Consider the following 26,032-nt stretch of genomic DNA (forward strand, 5'->3'; position numbering starts at 1 on the left):
GAAATGGTGGAGCGGAAGGGATTCGAACCCTCGACCCCCGCGATGCGAAGGTGGTGCTCTCCCAGCTGAAGAGCCACTCTGATGCGCCGTGGGCCTGCGGGCGGCGGTCAGGCGCTCGGTTCCGCGGCGGGCGGCCACGGTCCGCCTGGCGGCCAGGTTCCTTCGCGCCGGGTGGCCTCGCGCACGTCGCCGAGCACCGGGGACAGGAACGCGGAAAGCGCTTGCGCGAACTCGACTCCTGGATCGGTGGCCAGGGTGAGTCCCGCGCGTCGGGCAAAGGCCCTAACCTGGACAGGACGCGAGGGATTCTCCCAGTAGGCCGCCGTCAGTCCTAGCGGCTCCTCTTCCGGAATCGGCGTGTGCCGTCTATCGAACGTCCTGCGAATAGCCTCGGTGAGGGTCGCCCGATCGAATTCGAAGTGGCTCGCCAGATGGTGCAGATCGAAGAAGTCCTTGATGCGGCTGTTGCGGTCGCCGAGGACGACCATGGCCTCGAGCTTCTCTGCAACGACGGCCTCGCGCGGGTAGGCCAGAATCCGGGGTGGGGGAAAGTCGAGCAGGGCCGGATACAGAAACGACCGGGCCGCAGGCCAAACCGAGTCACCGAGTCCCATGTCGATCTGCAGGGTCAGCCGCGCGGTGCCGCAATGTGCCATGAGGGTCACTCTCGTGCCGGCGTACTCGTCCTCGGCGCGGATCGGCTCGATCCGAATGGCGCCAGCGTCGAAGACGATGCCGTCCGGTTCCGCCGCAACCCCGCAGATCGCCTCCACGTCGCGGCGGATGGCCGCCTGCGAGCCATCGCCCTGGCGCAGGAGATCGAGATCCCGCGTAGCTCGGTAGGGCTGATCCGACCAGAGGCGAAGGAGCATGGCGCCCTTGAGCACGAAGCGCTCGCGAGCTTCGGACTTTCCAAGTCGGTAGAGGAAACGCTCGAAACAGAAGCTCGTGAGGAGCGTCTGATAGACGTCGCCGCTCTCTCGCGCCCGATGGAGCAGGCGCGCGGCGACGGAGGCCGGGAGGTTGCTCCTGCCCCCGCTCATGCGATCGCGTCCATGTAGGGTTGCATGACACGCGACACCCGGCAGATCTTCGCGTAGCGTGCGAGCTCGGCCGCGCGGCCCCGGTGCAGCCGGCCGAAATCGCGCAGCGCCTCGACAGCGACATCCACACCGACCTTGTTGCGGTACTTGAAGCAGTCGGCGACTGTCTTGGCAGCCGAGTAGACGCGAACCTTGACGCCCTCCAGCCGATGGGTCTCGATGCCCTCGGTGAGCGCCGGACCCGAGAAGCGCGCGACCCGCAGGCGCGGGTAGTCGAGTTTCGGCCGGCGCGCCTTTTCGGGCAGCGCGATCCAGATCTCAGCCGGGGCCTGCGTCGTCAGCTCATGGAAGCGCAGCGCCGTGAGCAGGCAGAAGATCCCACCCGGCACGCGCTTGGCGACGTGGGCGAGGGTGTGTTCGGCGGTGATGGGGTGATTTCCGGCAACGTAGATCCCGCGTGCTTGGCGCTCGACCAGACCCTTGCGTACGAGGCGGTAGAGCTGACCGCGGGGGATGCCGTGCGACTCGAGCTCCGAGGCACGCACGATACCGAGTCGCCGGATCACCCGCATAGCCTGAGTCTCGATCGGAGTGGCCGTCATCGACTGGATGATACAAAACGTCGACCATTACATACAAGACCCGACGAATTGTAGCACCAGTGTCGCAGAGCAGGCCTTTGCAGCAGAGTGAGATCGATGGTGGGGCACCTCTGAGACTTCGAACACCCCCCGCGGGTCGTCGGTGACGCCTTCGACCATCCGCCGGGGCGGATCGGGCGTACGCTAGACAGAGAGAGACATGAGCGAACGCATCCTCATCGCCGGCGGAACAGGACTCATCGGACGCGCGCTCGCGGCTCGTCTCGCCGCTTCCGGCAGGGAGGTCGTGCTGCTGTCGCGCTCGGCGTCCGCGAAGGCAGGTGAGCGCGAGCTGCCTCCCGGTTGCCGGCTCGCGGCCTGGGACGGTCGCACGGCGAAGGGCTGGGGTGAGCTCGCTTCCGGCGCCGAGGCGATCGTCAATCTGGCCGGGGAGTCGATCGCGGGCGGGCGCTGGAGCGCGGGGCGCAAGGCGCGCATCGTGGATAGCCGGCTGCAGAGCACGGCCGCCGTCGTGGAGGCGATCGCGCAGGCGAAGCGGCCACCGCGGGTCCTGCTGCAGGGATCGGCGGTCGGTTTTTACGGCGACCGGGCCGACGAGCTCCTGCCCGAGGAGGCGGACGCGGGCGGTGGCTTCCTCGGCGAGACCGCCCGGGCCTGGGAGGCTGCGAGCGCCCCGGCGGAGAGCTTCGGCGTGCGCCGCGTGCTGGCGCGGACGGGGGTCGTCCTGGCGCGCGAGGGCGGTGCCTTCCCCAAGATGGCGCTGCCGTTCCGGCTCGGCGCCGGCGCCATTCTGGGATCGGGGAAGCAGTGGATGCCCTGGATCCATCTCGCCGACGAGATTGCGGCCCTCGAGTTCCTGATCGGGAACGAAGCGGCCCACGGCGCGGTCAATCTCGCCGCGCCGGCGCCGGAGACGCAGGCCGCCTTCTCGCGCCAGCTGGCGCGGGCGCTCCACCGGCCGCTCCTTGTCCGGGCGCCCGCCTGGACAATGCGTGCCGCGCTCGGCGAGATGGCCGACCTGGTGCTCGCCAGTCAGCGGGTGGTGCCGCAGCGGCTCCTCGACCTCGGTTTCCGGTTCCGCTATCCGGCCCTCGCAGCGGCGCTCGGCGATCTCTGCCGCCGGGATGAAGGCGAGGCGACGCGATGAGCTTCTGGGTCGTGCTCGGGCACGCCGCACCGGTTCTCGCCATCTACCTCACCCTCGGCTGGCTGGTGAGCGTGCGGCTTCGCGACGCGAGCATCGTCGACGTGATGTGGGGACCGGGCTTCGCTCTCGTGGCGGCGGTGGGCGCCTGGGGTGGAGCGGGCGATCCGGCCCGCAAGCTTCTCGTGCTGGCGATGGTGAGCGTCTGGAGTCTGCGGCTCGCCATCCACATCTTCCTGCGCAATCTCGGTAAGGGCGAGGACTACCGCTATCGGGCGATGCGAAAGAATCAGGGTCCGCACTTCGCCTGGCTCTCGCTGTTCACGGTCTTCGGCCTGCAGGGGGCGCTGCTGCTACTCGTCGCCATGCCGCTGGTCGCCGCGGCGAGCGTCGCCGGGCGCTCCGCCGGTGCGGGATTCGCAGGCGCAGGGCTCGGCCCCTTCGACTTCGCCGGCCTCGCGCTCTTCCTCGTCGGCTTCCTCTTCGAGGCGGTCGGCGACGCGCAGCTCGCGAACTTCAGGGCGAATCCGGCGAACCGCGGCAAGGTCTGCGATGTCGGTCTGTGGCGCTACAGCCGGCACCCGAACTACTTCGGCGACGCGACGCTCTGGTGGGGCTTCTATCTCGTGGCTTGCGGCGTGCCGGGAGGCGCGTGGACGATCGCCAGTCCGCTCGTGATGACCGTGCTGCTGCTCAAGGTCTCCGGCGTGGCGCTTCTCGAGCGCGGCCTCAGCTCGACCAAGCCCGGCTACGCCGCCTACATCGCCCGCACCAGCGCCTTCCTCCCCTGGTTTCCCAAGCGCCTGCGTTCGAGCTGACCTGTCGGCAGGGCGCCGAAGAGAGGACCGCTAGACGAGAAACTGCGCCCGCAGCTCGGCGGCGACCTCTTCGCAGATCTCGGGGCGGGTGTAGACCCGGTAGCGGTCGATCCGGGTCAGATGGCGGATGAAGTGGCTGGCACTCTCCATCGACTCGAGGTGGCCGTCGCGATAGCGGACCCAGACGGGGCTGCCGCCCAGGCGATGGGGATCCTTGGCGGAACGGGCGACGAGAATCTCACCCGGACCGTAGTGCGCCCGGAGCGCGGGGAGGAGAGATTCGAACGCCTCGCTCTCGGCCTCCGAAAGGTGCTCGCGGGTCTCGAAGGCGAGCGGGAAGTGGCGGCGATGGACCACCGCCTGGGCGTGCTGGTTGTCCGAGGCCCGCATCGCCTCGAGCGTCGAGAGGTCGTCCTGGCGCAGAAAGTGCTCCGGATCGGCCGGCCACTGGCGGTTCGCGGCCCGCATCCATTCAGAGAGGTGCTGCTCGAGCGCCTTGCCGGTGACGTTGAAGTAGACCTGCGTGAACATGTAATAACGCGCCAGGACGAGCGCCTCGATGGCATGCACGCCGCCCTCTTCGACGCCGACGCCGAGCGCGCCGGTCTCGGGGTCCGAGACGACGGCCAGCGTGTCGAGCAGGCGGTCGAGGTCGTAGACGCCGTAGCGCACGCCGCAGTAGAGGCTGTCGCGCAGCAGGTAGTCCATCTTGTCCACGTCGAGCTCGCCCGAGATGATCTGCGCCAGGAATCGTCTCTCGGGCGGCACTTTGCCGCCGAGAAGCGCCGCGACATCGGCCGGCGCGATGCCGTCGCCGAGGCGATCGAACAGCGCCTGAATCTCGTCGGAGGCGAGGAGGCGCGCCGTCATCGCCTCGTGGTCGATGCCGCCCTCGAAGAGCTCCTCGGCCGAATGGCTGAAGGGCGCGTGCCCGGCATCATGGAAGAGCGCTGCGAGCCGCACCAGGCGGCGCGCCCGGCGGCGCTCGTCGGCGCCCAGCAGGCCCGGGCTCTTCCTGAGCAGGGCGTCGAGCATCCGGCCGGCGAGCGACATGGCGCCGAGCACGTGCGAGAAGCGGCTGTGCTCGGCGCCGGGATAGACGAGGAAGGTCAATCCCAGTTGATGGATGAAGCGCAGACGCTGGAGCGGACGACTGTCGACCAGCGCTGCTTCGAGCGCATCGGTTTCGATGAAGCCGTGAATCGGATCGCGAAGGGTGAGCACGTTGCGCCTCGGGGAACAATAGCGCAGCGGGCCGTCTGGAGATGGCCGAAAATGGGCGGAGATCGGGCCCAGGTGCGCGGGAGCGACCTCCCCGAAGCAGGAGCCCGGCGTCCTGCCGGTCAGGGTTCGGGCAGGAAGAGGTCGGGGATCGTCGAGCCGGGCTCGATGGCGGCCGAGAGGTCGGCCGTGCGGTCGAGAAAGAGCGCGGCGAGGAGCACCCCGGCGAGCGCTGCCGGGCGCCGCAGGGAGAGCGGCACGAAGCGCGCCGCGAGCAGGAGGAAGGTCGCGGCCGCAAGGGTCGCGAGATCGGCGCCGAGCGTCGCGCGCACCGGTGTCGAGAAGCCGAGGAGCGAGAACGGCAGCGCGACGCCGGCGAGCGGCGTGAGCCAACGTACCGGCCCCGCGGCGGCCTCGCCGGCGGCTAGCGCCAGCGGCAGACGAGAGAGGGCGGCGACCAGGAGGCCGGCGAGGCCCGCCGCCGGTCCGCGGCCGAGGCGCAGCAGCTCGCCGGCGACGCTCGCTGCCGCGAGGAGCAGCAGCGCCAGGCCGGCGGCAATACGCCAGCCGGCCGGCTCGAGCCTGCGGTGGCCGGCGAGCAGCAGAAGATCGCACAGGGCGACGGCGACCGCGGAGAAGCCGACAGCGAGCGCCGGGATCGTGGCGGGCGGCCAGGAGAGTCCCCAGGTGAGCGCTGCGTCGATCCGTGCGCCCACGGTGAAGAGCGCCGCGAGGGCGGCGGCGAGGAGGAGTGGAGTCGCGACCAGCGCCCAGATCCGTTTGCTGTCGCCGACGCCCCGCGAAAGATCGCCCGGGAGGCTCCCGGAGGGGTCGTCGTCGGGTTTGGCGAGATGCCAGGGGACCACGACGTGCAGTCCCAGGACCAGCAACTGGAAGGCGAGCGCTAGCGCGGTCATCGGACGGAGCGATCGCTCTGCGACGCGACCTTCACGCAGCGCAGCGGCTCAGCAAGGCGCTCCACCCAGGGAGAGTCGGGAAGCCGGCCGAGCAGCTCGCACGCGGTCGCGCCGTCGGGAGGAAGCGGCCAATCGGGGGCGAGGTCGCAAAGCGGCGCCAGCACGAAGCGCCGCAGGCGCAGGCGGGGATGGGGAAGGAGCGGTGCCTCCCCGGAACGTTGCTCGTCGCCCAGCACGAGCAGGTCGATGTCGAGCGTTCGCGGCCCTTCGGGCAACTCGCCGGCGTTGCGCTCGCGGCCGAAATCGGCCTCGACCCGCTGGGTGAGCTCCAGGAGCTCACCGGCGGCGAGCCTCGTCGAACCGAGAACCACCGTGTTGAGGAACGGCGGCTGCGAGATTGCCGAGACCGGCTCCGTCCGATAGAGCGGCGCGACGTCGAGCGGTCCGAGCGTCGCTTCGAGCCGGACGAGCGCCTGTTCGAAGATCCGCCGGGAGTCGCCGAGATTGCTGCCCAGCGCGAGCGCGAACCGGCGCACAGGCTGCGCTGGTGGCGGTTGCAGCGCTCGCTGCGGTCGCCGCGGCGGGCTACTCCTCGTCGTCGTCGAAGTCGACCTCTTCCTCGACAACCCCTTCCGGCGCCTCGATCTCGTCGTCCGGGATGTCGTCGTCCGGCGTCACGACGAGATCGTCGTCCGCCTCGGGCACGGGCTTGGGCACGTCCTCCCGGCGCTTGCGCTTGGCTGCCGAGGACTCCGCCGCCAGCTCGGGCCGCTTGGCGTCCTTCTGGTTGGCGGCGCACTTCGGGCAGATGGGCGCGGGGCGCCCCATGTCGTAGAACTTCGCGCCACAGTTGTAGCACTCGTGTTTGGTACCCAGGTCGGCCATGCGTTCTCGAGCTCCTTGGGCCGGGTGACCCCGGCGAGTCCACGAACGTAGCAGCGCCCTAGCGGGCTGTCAACAATCCGGCGCGGGATAGTATGAACGGATGACGAGAAACCGCTCTGCGCGCCGCGCCACGCTCGCCGCCTGGGGTCTGGCCCTGGCTACGGCAATCGTGCCCGGACCGGCGCGGGGCGACGAAGCGGGGGTTCCAAACCCCGAAGCTCCGGGCTTGACGCTGGTTCAGCGCTCCGAGGCGCTGGTCGACCGGATCCGTTTCGAGCAGAAGCGCCTGCGCACCCTCGAGGCCGATTTCGTCCAGAACCGGGTCAGCGAGTTTCTCACCGTGCCGGAGGAGTCCCGGGGGTCGTTCGCCTATTCGGCCCCCGACCTGGTGCGCTGGGACTACCTCTCTCCCAAACCGGTGTCGCTGGTGATCCGCGAGGACGAGATGGTCACCTGGTTCAAGGACCTCGGCAAGGCCGAGAAGGTGAAGGTCGGCCGCGCCTCCTCGCAGGTGTTTCGCTATCTGAACGCCAGCGGCTCGCTCGACACCCTGATGAAGTACTTCGCGGTCACGTTCGCCTTCCCTCCTGCCGTCCAAGGGGCGCCAGGGGCGAGCCCCGGGGCCGGCGAGCCGTACCGCCTCGACCTGGCGCCGCGCTTCGGGCGCATCCGCAAGCGTCTGGCGGCGATGAGCCTGTGGATCGACCGCAAGCTCTTCCTGCCCGTTCGGGTGCGCTATGTCGAGGCCAACGGCGATACGACCGAGTACCGCTTCGACCACCTGCGGCTGAACGGAGAGATCCCCGAGGCGCGCTTCGAGCTGGCGATTCCGCGCGAGGTCGAGATCAAGGTCGTCGATCTCGATCGCGGCAGCGACGCCAAGCCCTGAGCGGGCGTCTCGGCATGAACTTCGACATTCTGGCCCGCGACGGCGGTGCCCGGCGCGGGCGGCTCGACACCGCCCGAGGTGCGATCGACACCCCGGGTTTCATGCCCGTAGGCACCCTCGGCGCGGTCAAAGGTCTGACGCCGCAGGAGTTGGAAGCCACCGGGGCGCAGGTGATGCTGGCGAACCTCTATCACCTCTCGCTGCGGCCAGGGATCGGGACCCTCGAGCGCGCCGGCGGCCTGCACCGCTTCACCGGCTGGAACCGGCCGATTCTGACCGACAGCGGAGGCTTCCAGGTGTTCTCCCTGGCCGCGTTGCGCAAAGTCGACGAGCACGGCGTGCGCTTCCGCAGTCACCTCGACGGTTCCCTCCTCGAGCTCACGCCCGAAGGCGTCGTCGCGGCGCAGGAGGCCATCGGCGTCGATATCGCGATGGTGCTCGACGAGTGCCCCCCCTGGCCGGTGACCGAGTCGGTCGCCGCCGCGGCCCTCGCCCGGACGCTGCGCTGGGCAGAGCGCTCGATTGCGGCGCGGACGACCGGCGCGACAGCACTCTTCGGGATCGTTCAGGGGAGCAGCTTTCGTCACCTGCGGGAAGCTTCGGCGGCGGCGCTCTCGCAGCTGCCCTTCGACGGCTACGCGATCGGCGGGGTCAGCGTGGGCGAGCCGCTCGGGCCCCGCCGGGCGGCGATCGAGTGGACGACGCCCGGCCTGCCGGAGGCCAAAGTGCGCTACCTCATGGGGGTCGGCACGATTCCCGACATGTTGCATGCCATCTCCCATGGCGTCGATCTCTTCGACTGCGTGCTGCCGGCGAGAAACGGCCGCCACGGCCTGCTCTACACCCGCGAGGGGGCGCTGCGGATCAAGAACGCCCGTTTCCGGGACGACGCCGCGCCGCTCGATCCCGAGTGCGGCTGCCCCGTCTGCAGCCGCCTCTCGCGGGCCTTCCTGCACCATCTTTTCCGCTCCGGTGAGCTGTCCGCGGCCGTCTACGGCACCATTCACAATCTGCGCGTATTCCTTGACTTCATGGGGGAAGCGAGAGAAGCTATTGCGGCTTTTCGGGTAGCGGACCTGGCCCGCAGATGGACCAGTCGCTCCGCCGACGAACACCGATCCGAGAATTCTGTGGCGGTGGAGAGCCAGGAGCCGCGCTCGCGGTCGTGAGTCGGCGCGCGCCTGGCGGGGGCAAGACGACATTCAGTAGCTGCACGGAATCGAACTCGGGAGTCGAGAAATGTTGCAGATCATTCAATGGCCGAGTGCAGGGACCCTGCTGGCCCAGGCGCAGACTCAGAATCCGCTCGTCTCTCTGGTGCCGATCTTCCTCGTCTTCGGCATCTTCTACTTTCTGCTGCTTGCGCCGATGCGCAAGCGCCAGAAGGCCCTGCAGAAGGTGGTCGAGGGCCTGAAGCGCGGCGACAAGGTGGTGACCAACGGCGGGCTGATCGGCGAGATCGCCGCAGTCGAGGATCGTGTCGTCCATCTCAAGCTCGGTGAGAACGTCAAGGTGCGGGTGTTGAAGTCCGCCATCGCAGGCCTCGAGGGCAGCGCCGAACCGGAGGTCACCAAGTGAACAGGGGACTGCTCATCAAGGGCGGCTTCATCGTGCTTCTCGCAGCGCTCTCGCTGCTCGCCTTCTATCCGCCGAAGGACAAGCTCAATCTCGGTCTCGACCTTCAGGGCGGCATCCATCTGGTGCTCAAGGTCGAAACCCAGGATGCCGTTCGCGCCGAGACCGACAAGGACATGGAGGTCCTGCGACGCGAGATCGCCGACGGCGGCGTCTCATCCGTGGCGACCTCGCGCGTCACCGACACCACCTTCGAAGTGACCGGAGTCCCGCCCGAGAAGGACGCCGTGCTCAACAAGGCCGCCAACGACTACCTCACGTCGCAGCGTTGGGACTGGAGCCGCCAGGGCAGCCGGACGGTCTTCACGATGACCTCGATCAACGAGCGCGCCGTGCGCAATCTCGCGGTCGAACAGGCCAAGCTCACGATCGACAACCGGGTCAACCAGTACGGCGTCGCCGAGCCGGTGATTGCGCGCCAGGGTCTCGAGGGCGACCGCATCGTCGTTCAGCTCCCTGGTGTCGACGATCCGGAGCGTGTCAAGCGACTGATCAAGAGCACCGCCTTCCTCGAATTCCGCCTGACCGAGTATCCGCCCGCGGGCGGCTCCGGCGTGGCGACGCGGGACGAGATCCTCGGCCGCTACGGTGGCAGCCTCCCGGCCGACATCGAGATCATGGCGCAGGATCAGCGAGACGATCAGGGCCGGATCCTCGGGCAGTCCTACTACGCCGTGCAGAAGCGCCAGGTGATCACCGGGCGCGAGTTGAAGTCGGCCAACGTCTCTTCGGGCCAGTTCAACCAGCCGGTGGTGGCCTTCCATCTCAACGCCGATGGCGCGCGCCGGTTCGGCGACGCGACCGGAGCGAACGTCGGTCGAGGGCTCGCGATCATCCTCGACAACCGCGTGGTGTCGGCGCCGGTGATCAACTCGCGCATCACCGACTCCGGCATCATCGAGGGCAACTTCAGCCAACAGGAGGTGCAGGACCTCGTGACGACGCTGCGCTCCGGCGCGCTGCCGGCCGGGATCACCTACCTCGAGGACCGGACGGTCGGACCGTCGCTCGGGCAGGACTCGATCGAGTCGAGCATGAAGGCGGGAATGCTCAGCATGCTGTGCGTCGTCCTGACCATGTTGATCGTCTACAGGTTGAGCGGCGTCAACGCCCTGGTCGCGCTGGCGCTCAACGTCCTGCTTCTCTTCGGCGCCCTGTCCTATTTCGGCGCTACGCTGACCCTTCCCGGCATCGCCGGAATCGTGCTCTCGATCGCCATGGCGGTCGACGCCAACGTCCTCATCTTCGAGCGCATCAAGGAGGAGATGAAGGTCGGCAAGACCGTTCGCGCGGCGATCGACGCCGGCTTCCACAACGCGCTGTCGTCGATCCTGGACTCGAACATCACGACTCTGATTGCCGCCCTCTTCCTCTTCCAGTTCGGCACCGGGCCGATCCGGGGTTTCGCGGTGACGCTCTCGGTCGGCATCCTCGGAACCCTCTTCTGCGCGATCTTCGTCAGCCGGTTCCTTTTCGACCTCGTGTACACGCCGGCCCGCAAGTCTCAGTCGATCTCGATCTAGGAACGCTCGCCCGGAACCGCAGACAGGAGCCAGGGAATGGATTTTCTTCGCAATACCAACATCGATTTCATGAAGTACCGGAAGTTCTTCATCGGATTTTCCCTCGCGGTCATGGTCGTGGGCGCCGTCGCGGTCTTTTTTCTCGGCAAGTTGAACATGGGGATCGACTTCGTCGGCGGAACGCAGCTGACGCTCAAGTTCGCGGCGGAGCCGGATGTCCCCGAGCTGCGGGACATCCTCGCCCGCGCCGGCCTCAAGGACAGCCAGATCCAGCGCTTCGGCAAGACCGGCGACCACGAGATCCTCGTCCGCAATCCGATTCTCGAAGGCACCGAAGAGGGCGCCGCGACGCAGATTCTCGAAGCACTCTCGCAGCACTACAATCAGGCGGCCTCGGGCGCCGACCTGAACCAGATCGGCACGGGCTCGATCTCGCAGCTGCTCGTGGCGGCGAACCCGGACGGAGTCACCGGTGAGCCCGAGGCCGTGGCCGCGCACTACACCGCGGTCGCAGAGTCGATCATGGCGGTGCGCAAGAAGGCGGCGATCTTCCGGTCGTGGGACGAGGTGGCGGCCATTCCCGGAGTCTCGGGCAAGTCCTTCGAGGCCCTGAAGTCCTCCGCTTCGATCGGCAAGTTCTCGCCGCTCGCGATCGAGAACGTCGGTCCCCAGGTCGGCTCGGAGCTTCGCCGGCGCGGCTTCCTCGCCGTCATCGGCGCCCTCATCGGCATGCTGATCTACATCTGGATCCGCTTCGAGCTGCGCTTCGCGATCGGTGCCACCATGGCGAGCATCCACGATGTGCTCATCACCCTCGGTCTCTACGCCTTCATGGGCTACGAGTTCAACCTGACCACGATCGCCGCCTTCCTGACGCTCATCGGCTACTCGGTGAACGACACCGTGGTGACCTTCGACCGCGTGCGCGAGAACATGCAGAAGCACCGCGGGCGCAACCTCCTCAAGGTGCTGAACAGCAGCCTGAACCAGATGCTCTCCCGGACCCTGCTCACCGGTGGAACGACCATCCTCGCCTCGCTGATGCTCTTCCTGTTCGGTGGCGACGTCATCAAGGGCTTCTCGTTCATCATGCTCTCGGGCATCATCATCGGCACCTATTCGTCGATCTACATCGCGAGCCCCTTCGCCCTGCTCTGGGAGCAGTGGTTCGGCAGCGGTGGCCGCGAGTCGAGCGCGACAGGCGAGCCGAAGCCCGCGCCGTCGAAGACACGTTGATCCCCGCCGTCCCGGCCGCCCCGGCGCCGCGGCGGCCAGACCCTATAATCGGCAGATAGGTCGCGCCCGCGCGACCTGTCCTCTCCGATGCCCGACCTCCGCAAGCGGCCACCCGCGCCGCCGGTTTCGCCGCCGAAGCCTCCGACTTCGGCGGATCTCGCACGCCGCCTCGAGGACAACGGCCGGTTCGTCGACCGCGCCTATCTCGACCGCGTCTTCGGCTACTCGGCCGAGATGCACAAGGACCAGGTGCGGCGCTCCGGCGAACCGTACATGACCCATCCGGCGAGCGTCGCCTGGCTGCTCGCTGACCTGCGGTTCGACCAGACCTGCGTCGCCGTGGGACTTCTGCACGACGTGCTCGAGGACACGCTGACCACGCTCGAGGTCCTCCAAGGCGAGTTCGGCCCCGAGATCGCCGAGCTCGTCGACGGCGTGACCAAGATCGGGCGCCACTCCTACGTGCGCAAGGACGAGGCGCAGGCGGAGACTTTCCGCAAGATGATCCTGGCCTCGGCCAAGGACGTGCGGGTCATTCTGGTCAAGCTCGCCGATCGCCTGCACAACATGATGACCCTGGACGCGATGGCGCCAGAGGCCCGGCGCCGGATCTCGCAGGAGACGCTCGAGATCTACGCGCCGCTCGCCAACCGGCTCGGCATGGCGAAGGTCAAGGGGGACCTCGAGGATCTCGCGTTCTACTACCTCTATCCGCTGCAGTTCGCCTCGCTCAAGACCAGCCTCGACGAGAAGCTGAAAGTCGGACGGGGCACGATCGAGAAGCTCCGGGAGCGCCTGGTGAGCAGCCTGGCCGAGGCCGGGGTCGAGGTCGAGATCAACTTCCGCGTCAAGCGGTACTACTCGATCTACCAGAAGCTGCGGCGGCAGGAGATCGACATTTCGGAGCTCTACGACTACCTGGCGTTCCGCATCGTGACGACCAATCTGCGCGACACCTATGCGGCGCTGGGCATCGTCCACCAGAACTGGCGGCCGATTCCAGGGCGGTTCAAGGACTACATCGCGATGCCCAAGCCGAACCTCTACCAGTCGTTGCACACGACGGTGCTGGGGCCGGCGGGACAGCCCTTCGAGGTGCAGATCCGGACACGGGAGATGGACCTCGTCGCCGAAGAGGGCATCGCCGCCCATTGGCGCTACAAGGAGGGCAAAATCAGCTCGGAAGGCGTCGACAAGAGTGTCCTCTGGCTGCGCCAACTGCTCGAGTTCCAGACCGACGTCAGTGATCCGCGTCACTTCCTCTCCGGCCTGAAGCTCGATCTCTACCAGGACGAGGTCTACGTCTTCTCCCCGAAAGGCGACGTGCTCGCCTTTCCGCGCGACGCGATGCCGCTCGACTTCGCCTACCGCATCCACACCGACCTGGGCCATCGCTGCACGGGCGCCCGGGTCAACGGCCGTCTCGTGCCGTTGCGCACGCCGCTCAAGACCGGCGACATCGTCGAGATCCTGACGAGTCCGAGCCGCGTACCCAGCCGCGACTGGCTCTCGCTGGTCGTCACCTCGCGCGCCAAGCACAAGATCCGCCACTGGCTCAACACCCAGCAGACCGCGCAGGCCACCGAGCTCGGTCAGCGGATGCTGGAACGGGAGCTGCGGCGCTATCGCCTGAGTCCCAAGAAGGTGATCGAGAGCGCGGAGTTCCGCAAGTTGATGGAGGCGGAGGGCCTCTCCCGCCCGGAGGATCTCTACGGGCGCCTCGGATACGGCAAAGCGACGGTCGGCCAGGTAATGGCCGCGCTGCTGCCGCAGGACAAGCTCCAGGAGCCACCGAAGCCGCCGGGGCCGATCCGCAAGGCGATCGATCGAGTGCTCGCCGGCGGCAGCCAGGGGCCGATCGCGGTGCGAGGCTACGGCGATCTGCTCGCGGTTCCCGCCAAGTGCTGCCGGCCGGTGCCCGGCGACGAGATCATCGGATACATCACGCGCGGCCGCGGAGTCTCCGTGCATTCCGTGGACTGCCCGAACGTGAAGAACCTGCTCTACAACGCCGAGCGCGAGATTGAGGTCGCGTGGGCGAGTCAGGACAAGGGGCTCTATCCGGTCTCGCTGCTCATCGAGACCGAGGACAGGCCGGGGATGCTCGCCCGCCTGACCGAGGCGATCGCCCGTTTCGAGGCCAACATCCGGCAGATCGAGGCCGACACGGCGCGTCCGGGGCGCGGCTCGATCGAGGTCGTGATCGAGGTCTCCAATCGCGCCCACTTCGAGCGCATACGCCAGGCGGTGCGCAATCTGCCGGGAGTGCTGGAAGTCACGCGCCGGATGGCGGGCGCGACGAAAGCCGGAGAAGACGCCTTCTGACACAGAACGGGCTCCCGACCCCCGTGAGGGGAAAGGGAGCCCGACGTCGGATCACTGCGCCACTGCAGCAGCGCATTGCCGCATCACCGGTTGGCCGGCGATGCAGCTCAGAATCTTCTCAGCTCTTGGAAGCCTTCGAAGCCGAAGCGGCCGGCTGCTCTGCGGCGACGTAGTTGCGGACCGGCGGGCGCTGCACCTTGCCGCTGCGGATGCAGCGCGCGCAGACCCGGACGCGCTTGACGGTACCGGCGATCAGCGCCTTGATGGAACGCAGGTTCGGCTCCCAGGTGCGGTTCGTGACGTTATGTGCGTGGCTGACCTTGCGGCCGTGAACCGTTCCTTTGCCGCAGATCTCGCATTGTTTGGCCATCGGATTCCTCTTGGTCTCGGGTATGGATCCAGCGAACGGTCATTCTAGGCGAAGTAGGGTGGGCTCTGCAAGGCGACGGAGGGTACCCTTCCACACCGGCCAGAAGGAGGCCTTCGGCCGGCTGTGAAGTGCTGCACATGCTTCTGTGCAGCCCTGTCGCCAACCCCTTGACAGCTCTTGAGGTTACTGTTACCTTGCCCTCAAGTTTTCGGAGTCAACGCGGTTGCTGCGCCAGCTGGCAAGGGGGTAGAAGACGCCGTGCTGTTCTCACGCTCGAAGGGACTCGTAGGGCTCGACATCGGCAGCTCGGCGATGAAGCTCGTCGAGCTCAAGGAGCGCAAAGGGGAGTACTCCCTGCAGCGGCTCGGCATCGAGCCCCTTTCGCCCGAAGCAATCGTCGACGGCTCGATCATGGACTCGTCCCTGGTCGTGGACGCCATCCACAAGTTGAATGACGCCACCGGCGCCACGCTCCCGAGCTATGCCACCTCGCTCTCGGGCCACTCGGTCATCATCAAGAAGATCCAGATGCCGGCGATGCCGGCCGAGGACCTGGCCGAGCAGATTCAGTGGGAGGCCGAGCAGTACATCCCATTCGACATCAACGACGTCCGGCTCGACTATGTCGTGCTCTCCGAGGGTGAGCCGGGTCGCGAGAACATGGAAGTCCTCCTCGTGGCGGTGAAGCGCGACAAGGTCAATGACTATGTCTCGGTCATCAGTCAGGCCGGCAAGGTGCCGGTTCTGGTCGATGTCGATGCCTTCGCGCTCCAGAACGCCTACGAGGCGAACTACGACCTCGACCCGCTCAAGGTGGTGGCGCTGGTCAATATGGGAGCGAGCGTCACCAACATCAACATCCTGGCGCGCGGCCAGACCGCTTTCTGGCGCGACATCTCGTTCGGCGGCAATCAGTTCACCGAGTCGCTGCAGCGCGAGTTCAACCTCTCCTTCGATCAGGCGGAGCGCCTGAAGCGCGGCCAGGCCGTGGACCGCTACGGTCCCTCGGATGCCCGCCCGGTGCTCGATCAGGTCTCCACGGAGATGGCGTCCGAGATCCAGAAGACGTTCGACTTCTTCGCCGCGACCTCTTCGGAAGGTCCGGTCGACGAGATCGTCCTCTCCGGCGGCTGCGCCCTGACGCCCAACCTGCAGCAGGTGCTGCGCGAACGCTTCGGCGTGCCGATCGAAGTCCTCGATCCGCTCCGGCGTGTCCACTTCCGCGAGGCCGATTTCGACCGCGACTGGTTGAAGTCGATCTCGCCCATGCTCGCCGTCGCCGTCGGCCTGGCGATCCGCAAGATGGGGGGCTAGACGAGATGATCAAGATCAATCTCCTTGCCGAAGGCAAGCGCCCCGTCGTCGCGCGCAAGGCCCGCTCCCCATTGGGTGTCGGCGGCGGCGCGGCGGACACCGGCAATCTCCTGCTCGCCGGTGGCCTCGTCATCGGCCTGCTCGCGGGTGGCGGCTGGTTCTTCTGGGCGCAGAGCCAGCTCACGAAGAAGGAAAAGGAAGTCGCCGCGGCGGAGCGCGAAGTCGAAGAGCTCAAGCAAGTGATCAAGGAAGTCGAGGACTACAAGATCAAGAAGGCCGACCTCGAACGCAAGATCGACGTCATCAACGGCCTGAAGGCGAACCAGCGCGGGCCGGTCCAGATCATGGACCAGGTCTCGCGGGCTCTGCCGGAGTTGCTCTGGCTCAACAATCTCGATGTGACGCCGACCACGATCAACCTCAAGGGTTCGGCGTTCAACATGTCGGCTGTCGCGAATTTCATCGACAATCTCGACAAGGTCGACGAGTTCGCCGAACCGATCCTTCAGGATGCCACCCAGAAGACGGCCAAAGGGGCGCGTTCGGAGGTCTACGACTTCAAGGTCAACCTCGGCTACTCGTTCAAGACGGCGAAGGCGCCGACCCTCACGACGGACGCGACTGCCGCGCCCGAGGGCGGGGTCGCCGCCGGTGCCGCGAAGCCGGCCACGGAACCAAAGAAGAGGGCGGAGTAAGAGACGATGGCGATCCAGACCGGTCTCGAAGGAAAGCCCTGGTATTTCGGCGCCGCTGCGGGCGCCCTCGTTGCGGCGGCGATCGTCGCCGGCTGCTGGTTCGGCCTGGTGGACCCGCGCAACAAGAAGTTCGAGGCGAAGAAGAAGCAGCTCGACGCGCTGCAGGTCCAGATCAGTGAGGGTCGCGCTGCCAAGCAGAAGCTGCCGCAGTTCCGCGAAGAAGTTCGGCGGCTCGAGCTCGAGCTCGAGAAGCTGCTCCGCATCCTGCCGGCGCGGCGAAACACGCCGGAGTTGCTGCGGCGGATCCGTCAGCTGACCGAACAGGGGAATTTCGACCTCCTGCGGTTCACTCCCGGCAACTTCACCGATCGCGACTTCTACAGCGAATGGCCGATCGCGATCCGGGTCAACGGCAGCTATCACAACCTCGCCCTGTTCTTCGATCGGGTGGGCCGTTTCTCGAGAATCGTCAACATCGAGAACCTCAAGATCGCGACCCTGCCGAGGAGCCTCAAGGGGCACTCGATCAGCGCAGCGTTCACCGCCAAGACGTTCGTCTATCGCGAGGCGCCGCCGCCGGAGCCGGTCACCACCACCAAGAAGGGCAAGAAGGGCGCGCCCAAGGCGGGGGGGAAGTGATGCCGACCCAGAACCACAGAGCACTGCAGCAGGCCGGAACCGGGCACGTCCAGGTGCGTTGCGCGGCCTCCTCGCCCCTCCCGCTCTTCGTCGTACTTTGTGCGCTCGTCGCGACCGGGACCCTCCTGTTGCCGGCGCTCGCCGCAGCGCAGACCTCCCCGGGCGCCGCGTCGGGCGGCGGGCCGGAAGCGGCTCCGGCCGCGCAGGAACCAGAGACCACGAGCGTCGACGCCATCCTCGCCGGAGAAGAGGACGTGCTCTCGGGCTCGACCTATTCCTACGATCCTGGCAGTCGGCGCGATCCGTTCCGCTCGCTGCTCATCGCTAAGGGCAAGGCGGAACGCAAGGGCGCGCTGCCCGAGGGGATTCCTGGGCTGCTGATCGAGGAGATCGACCTCACCGGCATCTTCCGGACTTCGCGCGGCTTCGTGGCGCAGGTCCTGGCCTCGAACAAGGAAAAGAGTTACCTCATTCGAGAAGGCGACCAGCTCTACGACGGTGACGTCGTGAGCATCACGCAGCAAGAGGTCGTTTTCAAGCAAATCGTCAGCGACCCGACGGTGATCAAGCCGTTTCGGGAAGTGATCAAGAAGCTCAGCCCGTAGTCCAACCTTTTTCTTCAGGCAGGACTACGCGATGGAGGCGAGCGACATGGGAGACGTGGTGAACAGCATGAAAAGGGCACTCAGGAACGGGAAGGCTTGGACCTTGGTTCTTGCGGCTGCGTCGATCTGGAGCGGCTGCGCTGCGGTCTCTCCCGAGAGCGTATCGCTATCCTCCGAGCCGGTGCCGCCAGCGGCGGCACCCGCAGCCCTGCCGGCCACGATTTCCCGGCTCGCCGTCGTGGAGGGCGCGCCCGGAACCCGAATCGAGCTGGTGGCCGACGGCGCGCTGGTCTGGACGACCTACCGCGACGCGGACGGGGCGCTGGTCATCGAGCTGCCCAATACCCGGCCACTGCCGGCGGTCCAGACGGAGAACCCGCCTTCCGGCCTGGTCTCGTCCGTCGCGGTCGCCGTCGACGAGACGAGCGGCCGGCCGCTGACGCGGCTTACCGTCGCGACGCGCCAGGAGGCCGAGCACATGCTGGTCGCGGGGCAGAACAGCCTGCGCATCGATATGTCGCCCGCCCCCGTCGGCACCGCGATCGCCCAGGCTCCAGTCGCTCCGATCGCTCCAGTCGCGGCGGTCGCTTCCACCCCTGAGGTCGCCGAGCTTCCCGAACCCGTCGCTGTCGCCGAGGTCGACCCGGCTCCGTCCGCTCCGTCCGCGGCTGCGCCCATGACATCTCCCGCGGTCGTCGCCGCGGCGCCGGTGAGCCTGGCATCTTTCGGCACTCCGGAAAGTCCGGTGGTGGCGCCGCCGCCCAGCGGGCCAGCGGCCTCGATCCTCGGTCGCGTCGAGGTCGTCGAAGAGGGCGCGAACACCGTCGTCGTCATCGCCGGCGACGGCGAGTTCGCCTACTCGACCTTCCAGCTGGCGAACCCGGATCGCTTCGTCATCGATCTCGATGGCGTCGTGAACCAGAGCGCGCGCAGCAGCGCGCCCCTCGCCGGAGAGATCCTCTCCCGCATCCGGGTCTCGCAGTTCAAGCAGAGTCCCGAAGCGGTTTCGCGCGTCGTCTTCGATCTGCGCCAGACCGTGCCGCCGACCATCGAGCGCGGTTCCGAAGGCCTCGTTGTCCGCTTCCGTACCTCGACCGGTCGGACCGAGCCGGCCGCCACCGCGGTGGTGGCGGCGAATCCTCCCGCTCCTGCCGTGACGCACGCGGTGGCTCCGGCTCAGATGGCTCCAGCGGCTCAGGCTGCTCCGATGGAGGTCGTCGCCTCCACCCTTCCCGAGACTCGCCCGGAGGTCGCGCCGAACGCTACCGACGAGGCGTTCGCCGCCAGCGACGTGCAGGCCTACGCCGCCGATTCCGCCAGCCTCCAGTCGACCGCGGAAGAGGTGTCCGCCGTCACTGCGGCGCCCGCTCCGCTCGCTCAGGTCGCCCCGATCACTCAGACGACCCCGACCACCCCGACGATCGCCTTCGCCGCCAAGCCGGCGACGCCGCGCGACAGCAGCCTCTTCGAGGCGGCGGATACGCAGACGATCCCCGCGCCGCGCCCCACCGCCGCACCGAGCCCCGTCTTCGCCCAGCAGAACGTCGGTGGAACGCACAAGGAGTACGTCGGCGAAACGATCTCGCTCAGCCTCAAGGATGGCGACATCAAGGATGTCCTGCGGTCGTTCGCGAAGATCAGCGGCTTGAACGTCGTGCTTCAGCCCGGAGTGCGGGGGACGGTCACGGTCGAGCTCGAAAGCGTGCCCTGGGACCAGGCGCTCGACCAGATCCTGAAGATCAACAATCTCGGTTACGAGCTCGACGGCAACATCATGCGCATCGCACCGCGCAACGTCCTCGAAGCCGAGGCCAAGGAGCAGCAGGCCCTGGCGCAGGCGCAGGCGCTCTCGATTCCGTTGCGGACCGTGATCAAGCGCATCAGCTACTCGAGCGCCAACGATCTGGCGCGGGTGCTCGCCACCGGCGGCGGACGCGCCTCGGGGATCCTCTCGCAGCGCGGATCGGTCACCGTCGACGCGCGCACCAATACGCTGATCATCAAAGAGCTGCCGACCTACATCGACACCGTGATTGCGGTCATCGAGACGCTCGACATACCCGAACCGCAGGTGATGATCGAGGCGCGCATCGTCGAGACCACCAAGCGCTTCAGCCGCACGCTCGGCATCCAGTGGGGCTTCGATGGTGTCGCCGACGCCGCCCACGGCAACACGACCGGCCTCCAGTTCCCGAACAACGGCAGCGTTCAGGGCGACGTGAACGTTCTCACCGGCGGCAGCAACGGCCTGCTGCGTCTCGCCATGGGGAACATTCTCGACACCTTCAGCCTCGACGCGACCCTGCAGGCTGCGGAGTCCGACGGCCTGATCAACATTCTGTCGGCGCCGAAGATCGCGACCCTGAACAACGAGTCGGCGAGCATCCAGTCCGGTCTCCAGATCCCCATCCAGACGGTGGCCAACAACACGGTGACCGTGCAGTTCGTGAACGCGACACTGCGTCTCGACGTCACGCCGCACGTCACCGCCGAAGGCACCGTCCTCATGGATGTCAACGTTCAGAAGCGCGAGCCGCAGCTGGCGTTCGCCGTCGCCGGCGCGACCAACGCTCCGATCTCGACCAAGGAAGCCCAGACCCGCGTCATCGTCCGCGATGGCGGGACGACGGTTATCGGCGGCATCTACAAGGTATCGACCGATCAGGGCCAGGACCGCGTTCCGGGATTGGCCAACATCCCGGTCCTCGGTCACCTCTTCAAGAACCGCCGTCGCGACGACAGCAACGAAGAACTCTTGATCTTCATCACCCCGCGGGTGATCAAGCTCTAGGAACCCAGGGGGAGGATACCCATATGAAACTCACAAACAGACTCCTGACTCTCGGAATCCTGGTGCTCGCGCTCGGCGCCTGCTCCTCGGGCGACATCAGCAAGACCGAGACGGGGGGCGTGCTGCTGTCGATCACCGACTTCGATGGCCTGCCGATCTCGATCAGCGCCAGCGCCTCCGGCGATCTCGCGCAGATCGAGAGCCTCACGGTGTCGAACGTCGCGAAGGATCCGAACGGCACGACGAGCGAGCTGATGAACGTCGAGATCCAGAGTTACGAGGTGACGTATACGCGCGCCGATACCGGCACGCGGGTGCCTCCGAAGCTGGTGAACTACATCTTCGGCATCGCGCCGGTGAACGGCACTTTCCAGCTCGACAACGGCCCCTTCATGCGCGCCGAGCAGTTCAACACCGTTCCGATTCTGGATCTGAAGAATCTCGGGATCGACTCCGAGACCGGCAGTCGGCAGGTTCGCCTGACCGTGGGCCTTCGATTCTTCGGTCGCACGCTGTCCGGCGACAGGGTCGAATCCACGACGGCATTCTTCACGCTCGAAGTAACGCCCTGATTCGCCAGGAGAGAGTGACTATGAGAGCTCTGACCCGATTCCGCTTTCCACTTCTGGCCTTGGGGCTGGCGTTCACCCTCGGGTGCAGCGCCGATAGCCCGTCGTCACCGACGGCACCGCCCTCGGTGCCGGTCCCACCCTCGGTGGGCATCAATGTGACCGTGACCTCTTCGACCTCGTCGCTCGAAGCCGGAAGCACCGAGTTCGCCACCCTGATCATCCGCGCCTTGCGCGCGGACAACGGCGCACCGGTCGCCAACCTGACCCCCGGAACGCTCACCACGACCCTCGGGTCGCTCGGCAGCGCCACCGGACCTCAGGAGATCGCGTTCGAGATCGTCAATGGCCAGGCGACGGTAGTGCTGTTTCCCGGCACGGCGATCGGCTCGGCGAGCGTCCGTGCGGCGGTTTCCACCGGCGTCGGCTTCGCCACCGTGGCCATCCGCGAGCCGGGCGTCCCCGACACCTTCTTCCTGTCGTCGATCAGCCCGAACACCGGCAGCCCGCAGGGCGGTGAGACGGTGACGATCAACGGCGGCGGCTTCAGCGATCCGATCCGCGTCACCTTCGACGGTGTCACGGCGGTCGTCCTGAGTGCCTCGGGCACCCAGATTCGCGTCACCACCCCGCCGCTCCTCGGAGGTCTTCCCCCCGGCGAGACTCGTGCCGTCAACGTGGCGGTGACGATCAATCTCAACGAGGAAGGCCAGCTGACCGACACTCTCGCGTCGGGCTTCGTCTACACCAATGGCGGTGGCGGCGGGACACTCCAGCCGACTGTCTTCTCGGTCACTCCGGCCTCCGGCCCGAACGAGGGCGGCACCCAGGTCATCATCAACGGTGACGGATTCGAGGCGCCGGTGCAGGTCAAGTTCGGCACCGGCACCAACGACGCGACCTTCAACGGCGCCGAGGCCCAGGTGGTCTCGGTCACCCGGACGCGAATCATCGTGCTCTCGCCGACGACGAGTTGCCCCGGTTGCGCGCCGCCGACGCCGAACCAACTGGTCAACATCCTGGTGAAGAACCAGAACTCCAGCCGGTTCACCGTGGTGCCGTCGGCTTTCCGCTACGGCTCCACCGTTCGGATCACCGCCATCTCGCCCGGGGAAGGTCCCGCGACGGGTGGCACGATCGTGACCATCTTCGGTCAGGGTTTCGACGAGCCGGTCGCGGTATCGCTCGGCGGCGTCGGCCAGCAGGTACTTTCGGTCTCCGGGAGCGAAGTGGTCGCGAGGACCGTTCCGATCGCGGTGACCAACTGCGCCGACGTCCCTGGAGCCGCGCGGGTCGTCAATATCGAGACCGGCGAATCCGCGGACGGACCGACCTTCACCTATCGGATTCCCCGCCCCTCGATCTTCGCAGTCTCGCCGTTCAGCGGTCCGCAAGCCGGCAACACGGTGGTCACGGTTACCGGTTCGAGCTTCGGTGTCCCGATGATCGTGGACTTCGTCGTCGGCGGAACGGCCTTCGCGGGGAACGTCCAGTCCTCGACGGGCAGCTCGATCACAGTGCGGTCTCCTTCCCTCCCGAATTCGGTCATGGAAACGGAGACCTGCGACGAGAACGGCAATCCGGTGCCGCCGGACCCGACGCCGGATCCGGACGGCGAGCGTTACCTGCCGGTTACGGCCAACGTGCGAGTGACGGACCCGGCTACCGGATGCACCGCGACCTTGAACGGAGTCTTCACCTTCAATCCGACGGACAGCTCCTGCCGCGGAGACTGAGTCGGTTCCAGCGTCTGACTTCGAGAGAGCCCGGTGGCGACACCGGGCTCTTTTGTTGTTTGGCGAAGATCTCGCGGGCCAGCGGGCGAGGCATGCGTCGCCCCTATGCTCCGAGGGGGGGCAAGGGGCCGGCCTGGGTCGAAGCGTTGGATGCGTTGAGCGTAGCGCAACGCATCGATCGCGTTCCGGTTACCGCCTTCGTCACGCGACCGATGCGGTGCGCTGCGCTTACCGCATCCTGCATTTCCACATTTCCAGTCGGCGGTGACCCCCAGCGGGCGCGCTGGACGCTGTGGCGTCGCGGTTCGTATACTCCTGTCGAGATGAATATTCTGCGGTCGGTCCGTCGATGGTCCCTGTTCGTCCTCGCCTCCCTGGCCGGCCTCTCGGCCGGCCTGTCCAGCTGCAGTGAAGGCACTCCGGTGGCTCCGGAGGGGGCGATCCTGCGGATCTCCGCCTTTCCGACCCAGATCGGCAAGGTCGGGCGGTCGACGGTCACCGTCAGCGCCTATCGCTCGACCGGGAATCCGGTGAACCCGGGCACCGAGGTCCGCTTCAGCTCGACCCTCGGTAGCATCGATCCGGTGGCCTACACCAGCGACAGCGGCCAGGCGACAGCCGTACTCCAGGGCACCGGCCGCGTCGGCACGGCGACGGTGACGGCTTTCTCCGGCGGCATCGAGCCGATAACCCTCGACATCGCCATCGGGGAGCTCGCCGCTTCGATGAGCCTCCAGGTTACGCCTTCGAGCATCGCAGAGACCGGCGGAACGCTGGATCTCCTGGCCCTCGTCCGCGACGCCGTATCGCAGCCGCTCGCCGGAGCGCAGGTCAACTTCCGCTCCGAGGTGGGAACGCTCGCGTCGGGCGGGAGGTTCATCACCACCGACGCCGACGGTGAGGCGCGGGACACCCTGACCGTCACCGCTGCGGACCTGCAGCTCATCGGCGACGACAACTTCGAGGTCACCGCCGAGGTCGGCGGCGCCGGCGGTTCGATCATTTCGCGCTCCTTCTCGGTCGGCATCCAGCGCCCGCCGCAGGCCGCCTTCACCTTCCAGAGGGCAGGGCTCGTCGTCACCTTCAACGACACCTCGACCGGCAGCCCGACGAGCTGGCTGTGGGACTTCGGCGACGGCACGCCGACCTCCAACCAGCAGAATCCGGTCCACGCCTACTCGGATGCCGGCACGTATGTCGTCACGCTGACGGCCAGGAACAGCATCGGCACCAGCTCCGCCAGCAATCTGGTTCAGATCACGAACTAGGAGAAGCTGCGTGCCGTCTCTTCCGGCTCGATCGTCCAGGGGCCTGCCGCGCCCCGGGGGCGATCGAGCGTTCCGGGCGGCGCCGATGGCCGCCCGGGTGCGCTCGGACAGCGGCAACGGGTGCGGTATACTTTCTGAAGTCATGCACTTGCGATGTTTCGAAGTGGCCGGCGAGGCACCCTCGATGAGAGGAACGGGCCTTGCCTGAGCCGTTCTCGACCGAGCAACTGAATCAGCTCCGGCAGCGCTGGGAGCGGGACCCCAAGTCGCGCGCCTTTCTCCAGCTCGCGGAAGAGTATCGCCGCGCCGGCCGCCTCGCCGACGCCATTCTCGTCCTCAGAGCCGGCCTGCGGGAGCACCCGGGCTACCTCGCCGCTCAGGTCGCTCTCGGGCGTTGCCTGGTGGAGACCGGCGACTCGGTGGCCGCCATCGAGATCCTCGAACGCGCCGTGGCGCGCGACCCGACGCAGCTCGTCGCAAACAAGCTGCTGGTCGAGGCCTATATCGCCACGGGACAGGCGAGCCGGGCACGCGAGCGGCTCGATCTCTACCGGCTCTTCAACGACCGCGACGCGGAGATCGAGCTCCTGGCCTCGCGCATCGTCGCTCTGGAAAGGCTCTCGCCGGAGCCGTCCGCAGCGACCCGGGCAACGACGGGAGCGACGCTTTCCGATCCCGGCGAGGCGCTCTTCGCCCTGCCCGCGATCGCGGCGCTGCCGGCGGTGAACCTCGAACCGATCGTTCCGCCCCCGGCTCGATCGGTCGACCGCGAAGGCGAACCGTTCGGCGTCCTCGCCCATCCGGGTGCGACGCGACGCATCGACGAGGCGTTCTTCGAACAGGGCATCTTCGTTCTGGCGCCGGCCGAGCCGGCGCCCGTCGAGCCCGTTGTGGCCGCGCCGCTCGACTGGGAATCGGCCTCCTGGCCGACAGGCTCCGCCCAGCTGGATTCGATCGATTCAATGGCGCCAGCGACTGCCCTCGCTCCGCTCGCCGCGGTCCCTGCGCTGAGCGAGCCCGAGGCGCTCCCCGCGGCGCCCGAGCCGATCGCCGAGCCGGTCTTCGAAGCCGCGCCCGAGCTTGTGCTCGAGCCCGAACCGGCTCCGATGCCTGCGATGCCTCCGATCGCTCCGATCGACCTGGCGTCGCCGCCCGAGACGCCGCAAACGGCCAGCTCCACGCTGGGCGAGCTCTATCTCTCGCAAGGGCATCTGGACGAGGCGGAGGAGAGTTTTCTGTCGGTTCTCGAGGCCCGACCCGGGGACAGCGCGGCTCTCGCTGGTCTCGAGTCCGTCCGGCAGCAGCGCGGCGACGAATCCGGTGCCTTCGCCGAAGAGGTGGCGAACACCGAAGAGTCCAATGTCATCGTCGGCGGCTTGACGGCGCGCAAGGCGGCGCTGCTCAGGGACTTCCTGGCGCGAATCCGGCGGGGAGCCGAGCGCCATGTTTCTTGAGCACCTGGGCACGATCAGCGGCAGGATCGAGGGCGCCATCGCGCTCTCTCTCGTCGATCGCGACGGCATGCCGGTGGAATCGGTCAGCGCCAGCCCCGAGCTCGACCTCGAGGCGATCGCAGCCGAGCTGATCTCGCAGGTGCGGGCGATCTCGCAGCAGCAGCAGGAGCTGTCGGTAGGCGAAGTTCAGCAGTTCACCGTGGTAGCCGAGAGAATGACCTTTCTGGTGAGCGCGGTCGCGGGCGGATACTACCTGCTGCTCGCGCTCGCTCCGACCGGAAGCGTCGGACGCGCCCGCTTCGAGCTCAGGCGCGCATCGTTGGTGCTCGAAGAGGAGCTTTCCTGAGTTCAAC

General features: G+C 67.3%; 25 protein-coding genes. 18 read left to right on the forward strand and 7 right to left on the reverse strand.

The genetic code is table 11. The annotated features are described in order from the left end of the window. Window positions 1-107 precede the first annotated feature (107 nt). The gene (locus KBI44_12050; protein ID MBP9145208.1) at window positions 108-1,043 is read right to left on the reverse strand and encodes a nucleotidyl transferase AbiEii/AbiGii toxin family protein; all 936 of its coding nucleotides are present in this window, start codon (window positions 1,041-1,043) and stop codon (window positions 108-110) included. Beyond that, a complete protein-coding gene (locus KBI44_12055; GenBank protein MBP9145209.1) occupies window positions 1,040-1,645 on the reverse strand; it encodes a type IV toxin-antitoxin system AbiEi family antitoxin domain-containing protein in 606 nt (201 codons plus the stop codon). Before KBI44_12055 ends, KBI44_12050 begins: the two co-directional genes overlap by 4 nt. Before the next feature lie 199 nt (window positions 1,646-1,844). On the opposite strand from KBI44_12055, the gene KBI44_12060 reads away from it, so the two are divergent. Next, the gene (locus KBI44_12060; GenBank protein ID MBP9145210.1) at window positions 1,845-2,792 is read left to right on the forward strand and encodes a TIGR01777 family oxidoreductase; all 948 of its coding nucleotides are present in this window, start codon (window positions 1,845-1,847) and stop codon (window positions 2,790-2,792) included. After that, complete coding sequence (locus tag KBI44_12065) at window positions 2,789-3,607, forward strand: DUF1295 domain-containing protein (protein MBP9145211.1); 819 nt, start codon at window positions 2,789-2,791, stop codon at window positions 3,605-3,607. Before KBI44_12060 ends, KBI44_12065 begins: the two co-directional genes overlap by 4 nt. Window positions 3,608-3,637: 30 nt before the next feature. Here KBI44_12065 and KBI44_12070 read toward each other — a convergent pair whose 3' ends face one another. The 4 genes from KBI44_12070 to KBI44_12085 all read right to left on the reverse strand — a co-directional run bounded on the left by KBI44_12070 (window position 3,638) and on the right by KBI44_12085 (window position 6,630). Beyond that, complete coding sequence (locus KBI44_12070) at window positions 3,638-4,831, reverse strand: HD domain-containing protein (protein MBP9145212.1); 1,194 nt, start codon at window positions 4,829-4,831, stop codon at window positions 3,638-3,640. 119 nt (window positions 4,832-4,950) lie between these two features. Further along, window positions 4,951-5,745 (reverse strand): hypothetical protein, encoded by a 795-nt coding sequence (locus KBI44_12075; protein MBP9145213.1) that lies wholly within the window; start codon window positions 5,743-5,745, stop codon window positions 4,951-4,953. Then, window positions 5,742-6,281, reverse strand: a complete 540-nt coding sequence (gene folK / locus KBI44_12080) for a 2-amino-4-hydroxy-6-hydroxymethyldihydropteridine diphosphokinase (protein ID MBP9145214.1) — start codon at window positions 6,279-6,281, stop codon at window positions 5,742-5,744. Before folK ends, KBI44_12075 begins: the two co-directional genes overlap by 4 nt. Before the next feature lie 49 nt (window positions 6,282-6,330). After that, window positions 6,331-6,630, reverse strand: coding sequence for an FYDLN acid domain-containing protein (locus KBI44_12085; protein MBP9145215.1), 300 nt, complete (start codon window positions 6,628-6,630; stop codon window positions 6,331-6,333). 100 nt (window positions 6,631-6,730) lie between these two features. On the opposite strand from KBI44_12085, the gene KBI44_12090 reads away from it, so the two are divergent. The 6 genes from KBI44_12090 (at window position 6,731) to KBI44_12115 (ending at window position 14,238) form a co-directional block, all read left to right on the forward strand. After that, window positions 6,731-7,519 (forward strand): outer membrane lipoprotein carrier protein LolA, encoded by a 789-nt coding sequence (locus KBI44_12090; protein ID MBP9145216.1) that lies wholly within the window; start codon window positions 6,731-6,733, stop codon window positions 7,517-7,519. Between the two features lie 14 nt (window positions 7,520-7,533). After that, on the forward strand, window positions 7,534-8,688 hold the full coding sequence (gene tgt, locus KBI44_12095) for a tRNA guanosine(34) transglycosylase Tgt (protein MBP9145217.1): 1,155 nt from the start codon (window positions 7,534-7,536) through the stop codon (window positions 8,686-8,688). Between the two features lie 70 nt (window positions 8,689-8,758). Further along, window positions 8,759-9,097: a preprotein translocase subunit YajC gene (gene yajC, locus KBI44_12100; GenBank protein MBP9145218.1), complete on the forward strand. Its 339-nt coding sequence runs from the start codon at window positions 8,759-8,761 to the stop codon at window positions 9,095-9,097. Beyond that, window positions 9,094-10,677, forward strand: a complete 1,584-nt coding sequence (secD, locus tag KBI44_12105; protein MBP9145219.1) for a protein translocase subunit SecD — start codon at window positions 9,094-9,096, stop codon at window positions 10,675-10,677. The genes yajC and secD overlap by 4 nt, the downstream gene beginning before the upstream one ends. 36 nt (window positions 10,678-10,713) lie before the next feature. Continuing rightward, complete coding sequence (gene secF / locus KBI44_12110; GenBank protein ID MBP9145220.1) at window positions 10,714-11,913, forward strand: protein translocase subunit SecF; 1,200 nt, start codon at window positions 10,714-10,716, stop codon at window positions 11,911-11,913. 87 nt (window positions 11,914-12,000) lie between these two features. Further along, a complete protein-coding gene (locus tag KBI44_12115; GenBank protein ID MBP9145221.1) occupies window positions 12,001-14,238 on the forward strand; it encodes a bifunctional (p)ppGpp synthetase/guanosine-3',5'-bis(diphosphate) 3'-pyrophosphohydrolase in 2,238 nt (745 codons plus the stop codon). Window positions 14,239-14,356: 118 nt separating this feature from the next. Here KBI44_12115 and KBI44_12120 read toward each other — a convergent pair whose 3' ends face one another. After that, window positions 14,357-14,608: a 50S ribosomal protein L28 gene (locus tag KBI44_12120; protein MBP9145222.1), complete on the reverse strand. Its 252-nt coding sequence runs from the start codon at window positions 14,606-14,608 to the stop codon at window positions 14,357-14,359. Window positions 14,609-14,920: 312 nt separating this feature from the next. Between KBI44_12120 and pilM the strand changes: the two genes are divergently transcribed. From pilM to KBI44_12170, 10 genes are all read left to right on the forward strand, one after another. Further along, a complete protein-coding gene (gene pilM / locus KBI44_12125; protein ID MBP9145223.1) occupies window positions 14,921-15,922 on the forward strand; it encodes a type IV pilus assembly protein PilM in 1,002 nt (333 codons plus the stop codon). Window positions 15,923-15,927: 5 nt separating this feature from the next. After that, window positions 15,928-16,617 carry a PilN domain-containing protein gene (locus KBI44_12130; GenBank protein MBP9145224.1) on the forward strand — a complete coding sequence of 230 codons (690 nt, stop codon included), beginning with the start codon at window positions 15,928-15,930 and terminating at the stop codon, window positions 16,615-16,617. A gap of 6 nt (window positions 16,618-16,623) precedes the next feature. Continuing rightward, entirely contained in the window at window positions 16,624-17,256 is a 633-nt protein-coding gene (gene pilO, locus KBI44_12135) for a type 4a pilus biogenesis protein PilO (protein MBP9145225.1), read from the forward strand. Window positions 17,257-17,384: 128 nt separating this feature from the next. Beyond that, window positions 17,385-17,861, forward strand: coding sequence for a hypothetical protein (locus KBI44_12140; protein ID MBP9145226.1), 477 nt, complete (start codon window positions 17,385-17,387; stop codon window positions 17,859-17,861). Window positions 17,862-17,964: 103 nt separating this feature from the next. Further along, complete coding sequence (gene pilQ, locus KBI44_12145) at window positions 17,965-20,652, forward strand: type IV pilus secretin PilQ (GenBank protein MBP9145227.1); 2,688 nt, start codon at window positions 17,965-17,967, stop codon at window positions 20,650-20,652. A gap of 23 nt (window positions 20,653-20,675) precedes the next feature. Then, window positions 20,676-21,224 (forward strand): hypothetical protein, encoded by a 549-nt coding sequence (locus tag KBI44_12150; GenBank protein ID MBP9145228.1) that lies wholly within the window; start codon window positions 20,676-20,678, stop codon window positions 21,222-21,224. A gap of 20 nt (window positions 21,225-21,244) precedes the next feature. Further along, on the forward strand, window positions 21,245-22,957 hold the full coding sequence (locus tag KBI44_12155) for an IPT/TIG domain-containing protein (protein ID MBP9145229.1): 1,713 nt from the start codon (window positions 21,245-21,247) through the stop codon (window positions 22,955-22,957). 212 nt (window positions 22,958-23,169) lie between these two features. Further along, window positions 23,170-24,225: a PKD domain-containing protein gene (locus KBI44_12160; protein ID MBP9145230.1), complete on the forward strand. Its 1,056-nt coding sequence runs from the start codon at window positions 23,170-23,172 to the stop codon at window positions 24,223-24,225. Between the two features lie 200 nt (window positions 24,226-24,425). Next, window positions 24,426-25,679, forward strand: coding sequence for a tetratricopeptide repeat protein (locus KBI44_12165; protein MBP9145231.1), 1,254 nt, complete (start codon window positions 24,426-24,428; stop codon window positions 25,677-25,679). Next, on the forward strand, window positions 25,669-26,025 hold the full coding sequence (locus tag KBI44_12170) for a hypothetical protein (GenBank protein MBP9145232.1): 357 nt from the start codon (window positions 25,669-25,671) through the stop codon (window positions 26,023-26,025). Before KBI44_12165 ends, KBI44_12170 begins: the two co-directional genes overlap by 11 nt. Window positions 26,026-26,032 lie beyond the last annotated feature (7 nt).

Source organism: Thermoanaerobaculia bacterium (genome assembly GCA_018057705.1).
Lineage (GTDB): Bacteria > Acidobacteriota > Thermoanaerobaculia > Multivoradales > JAGPDF01 > JAGPDF01.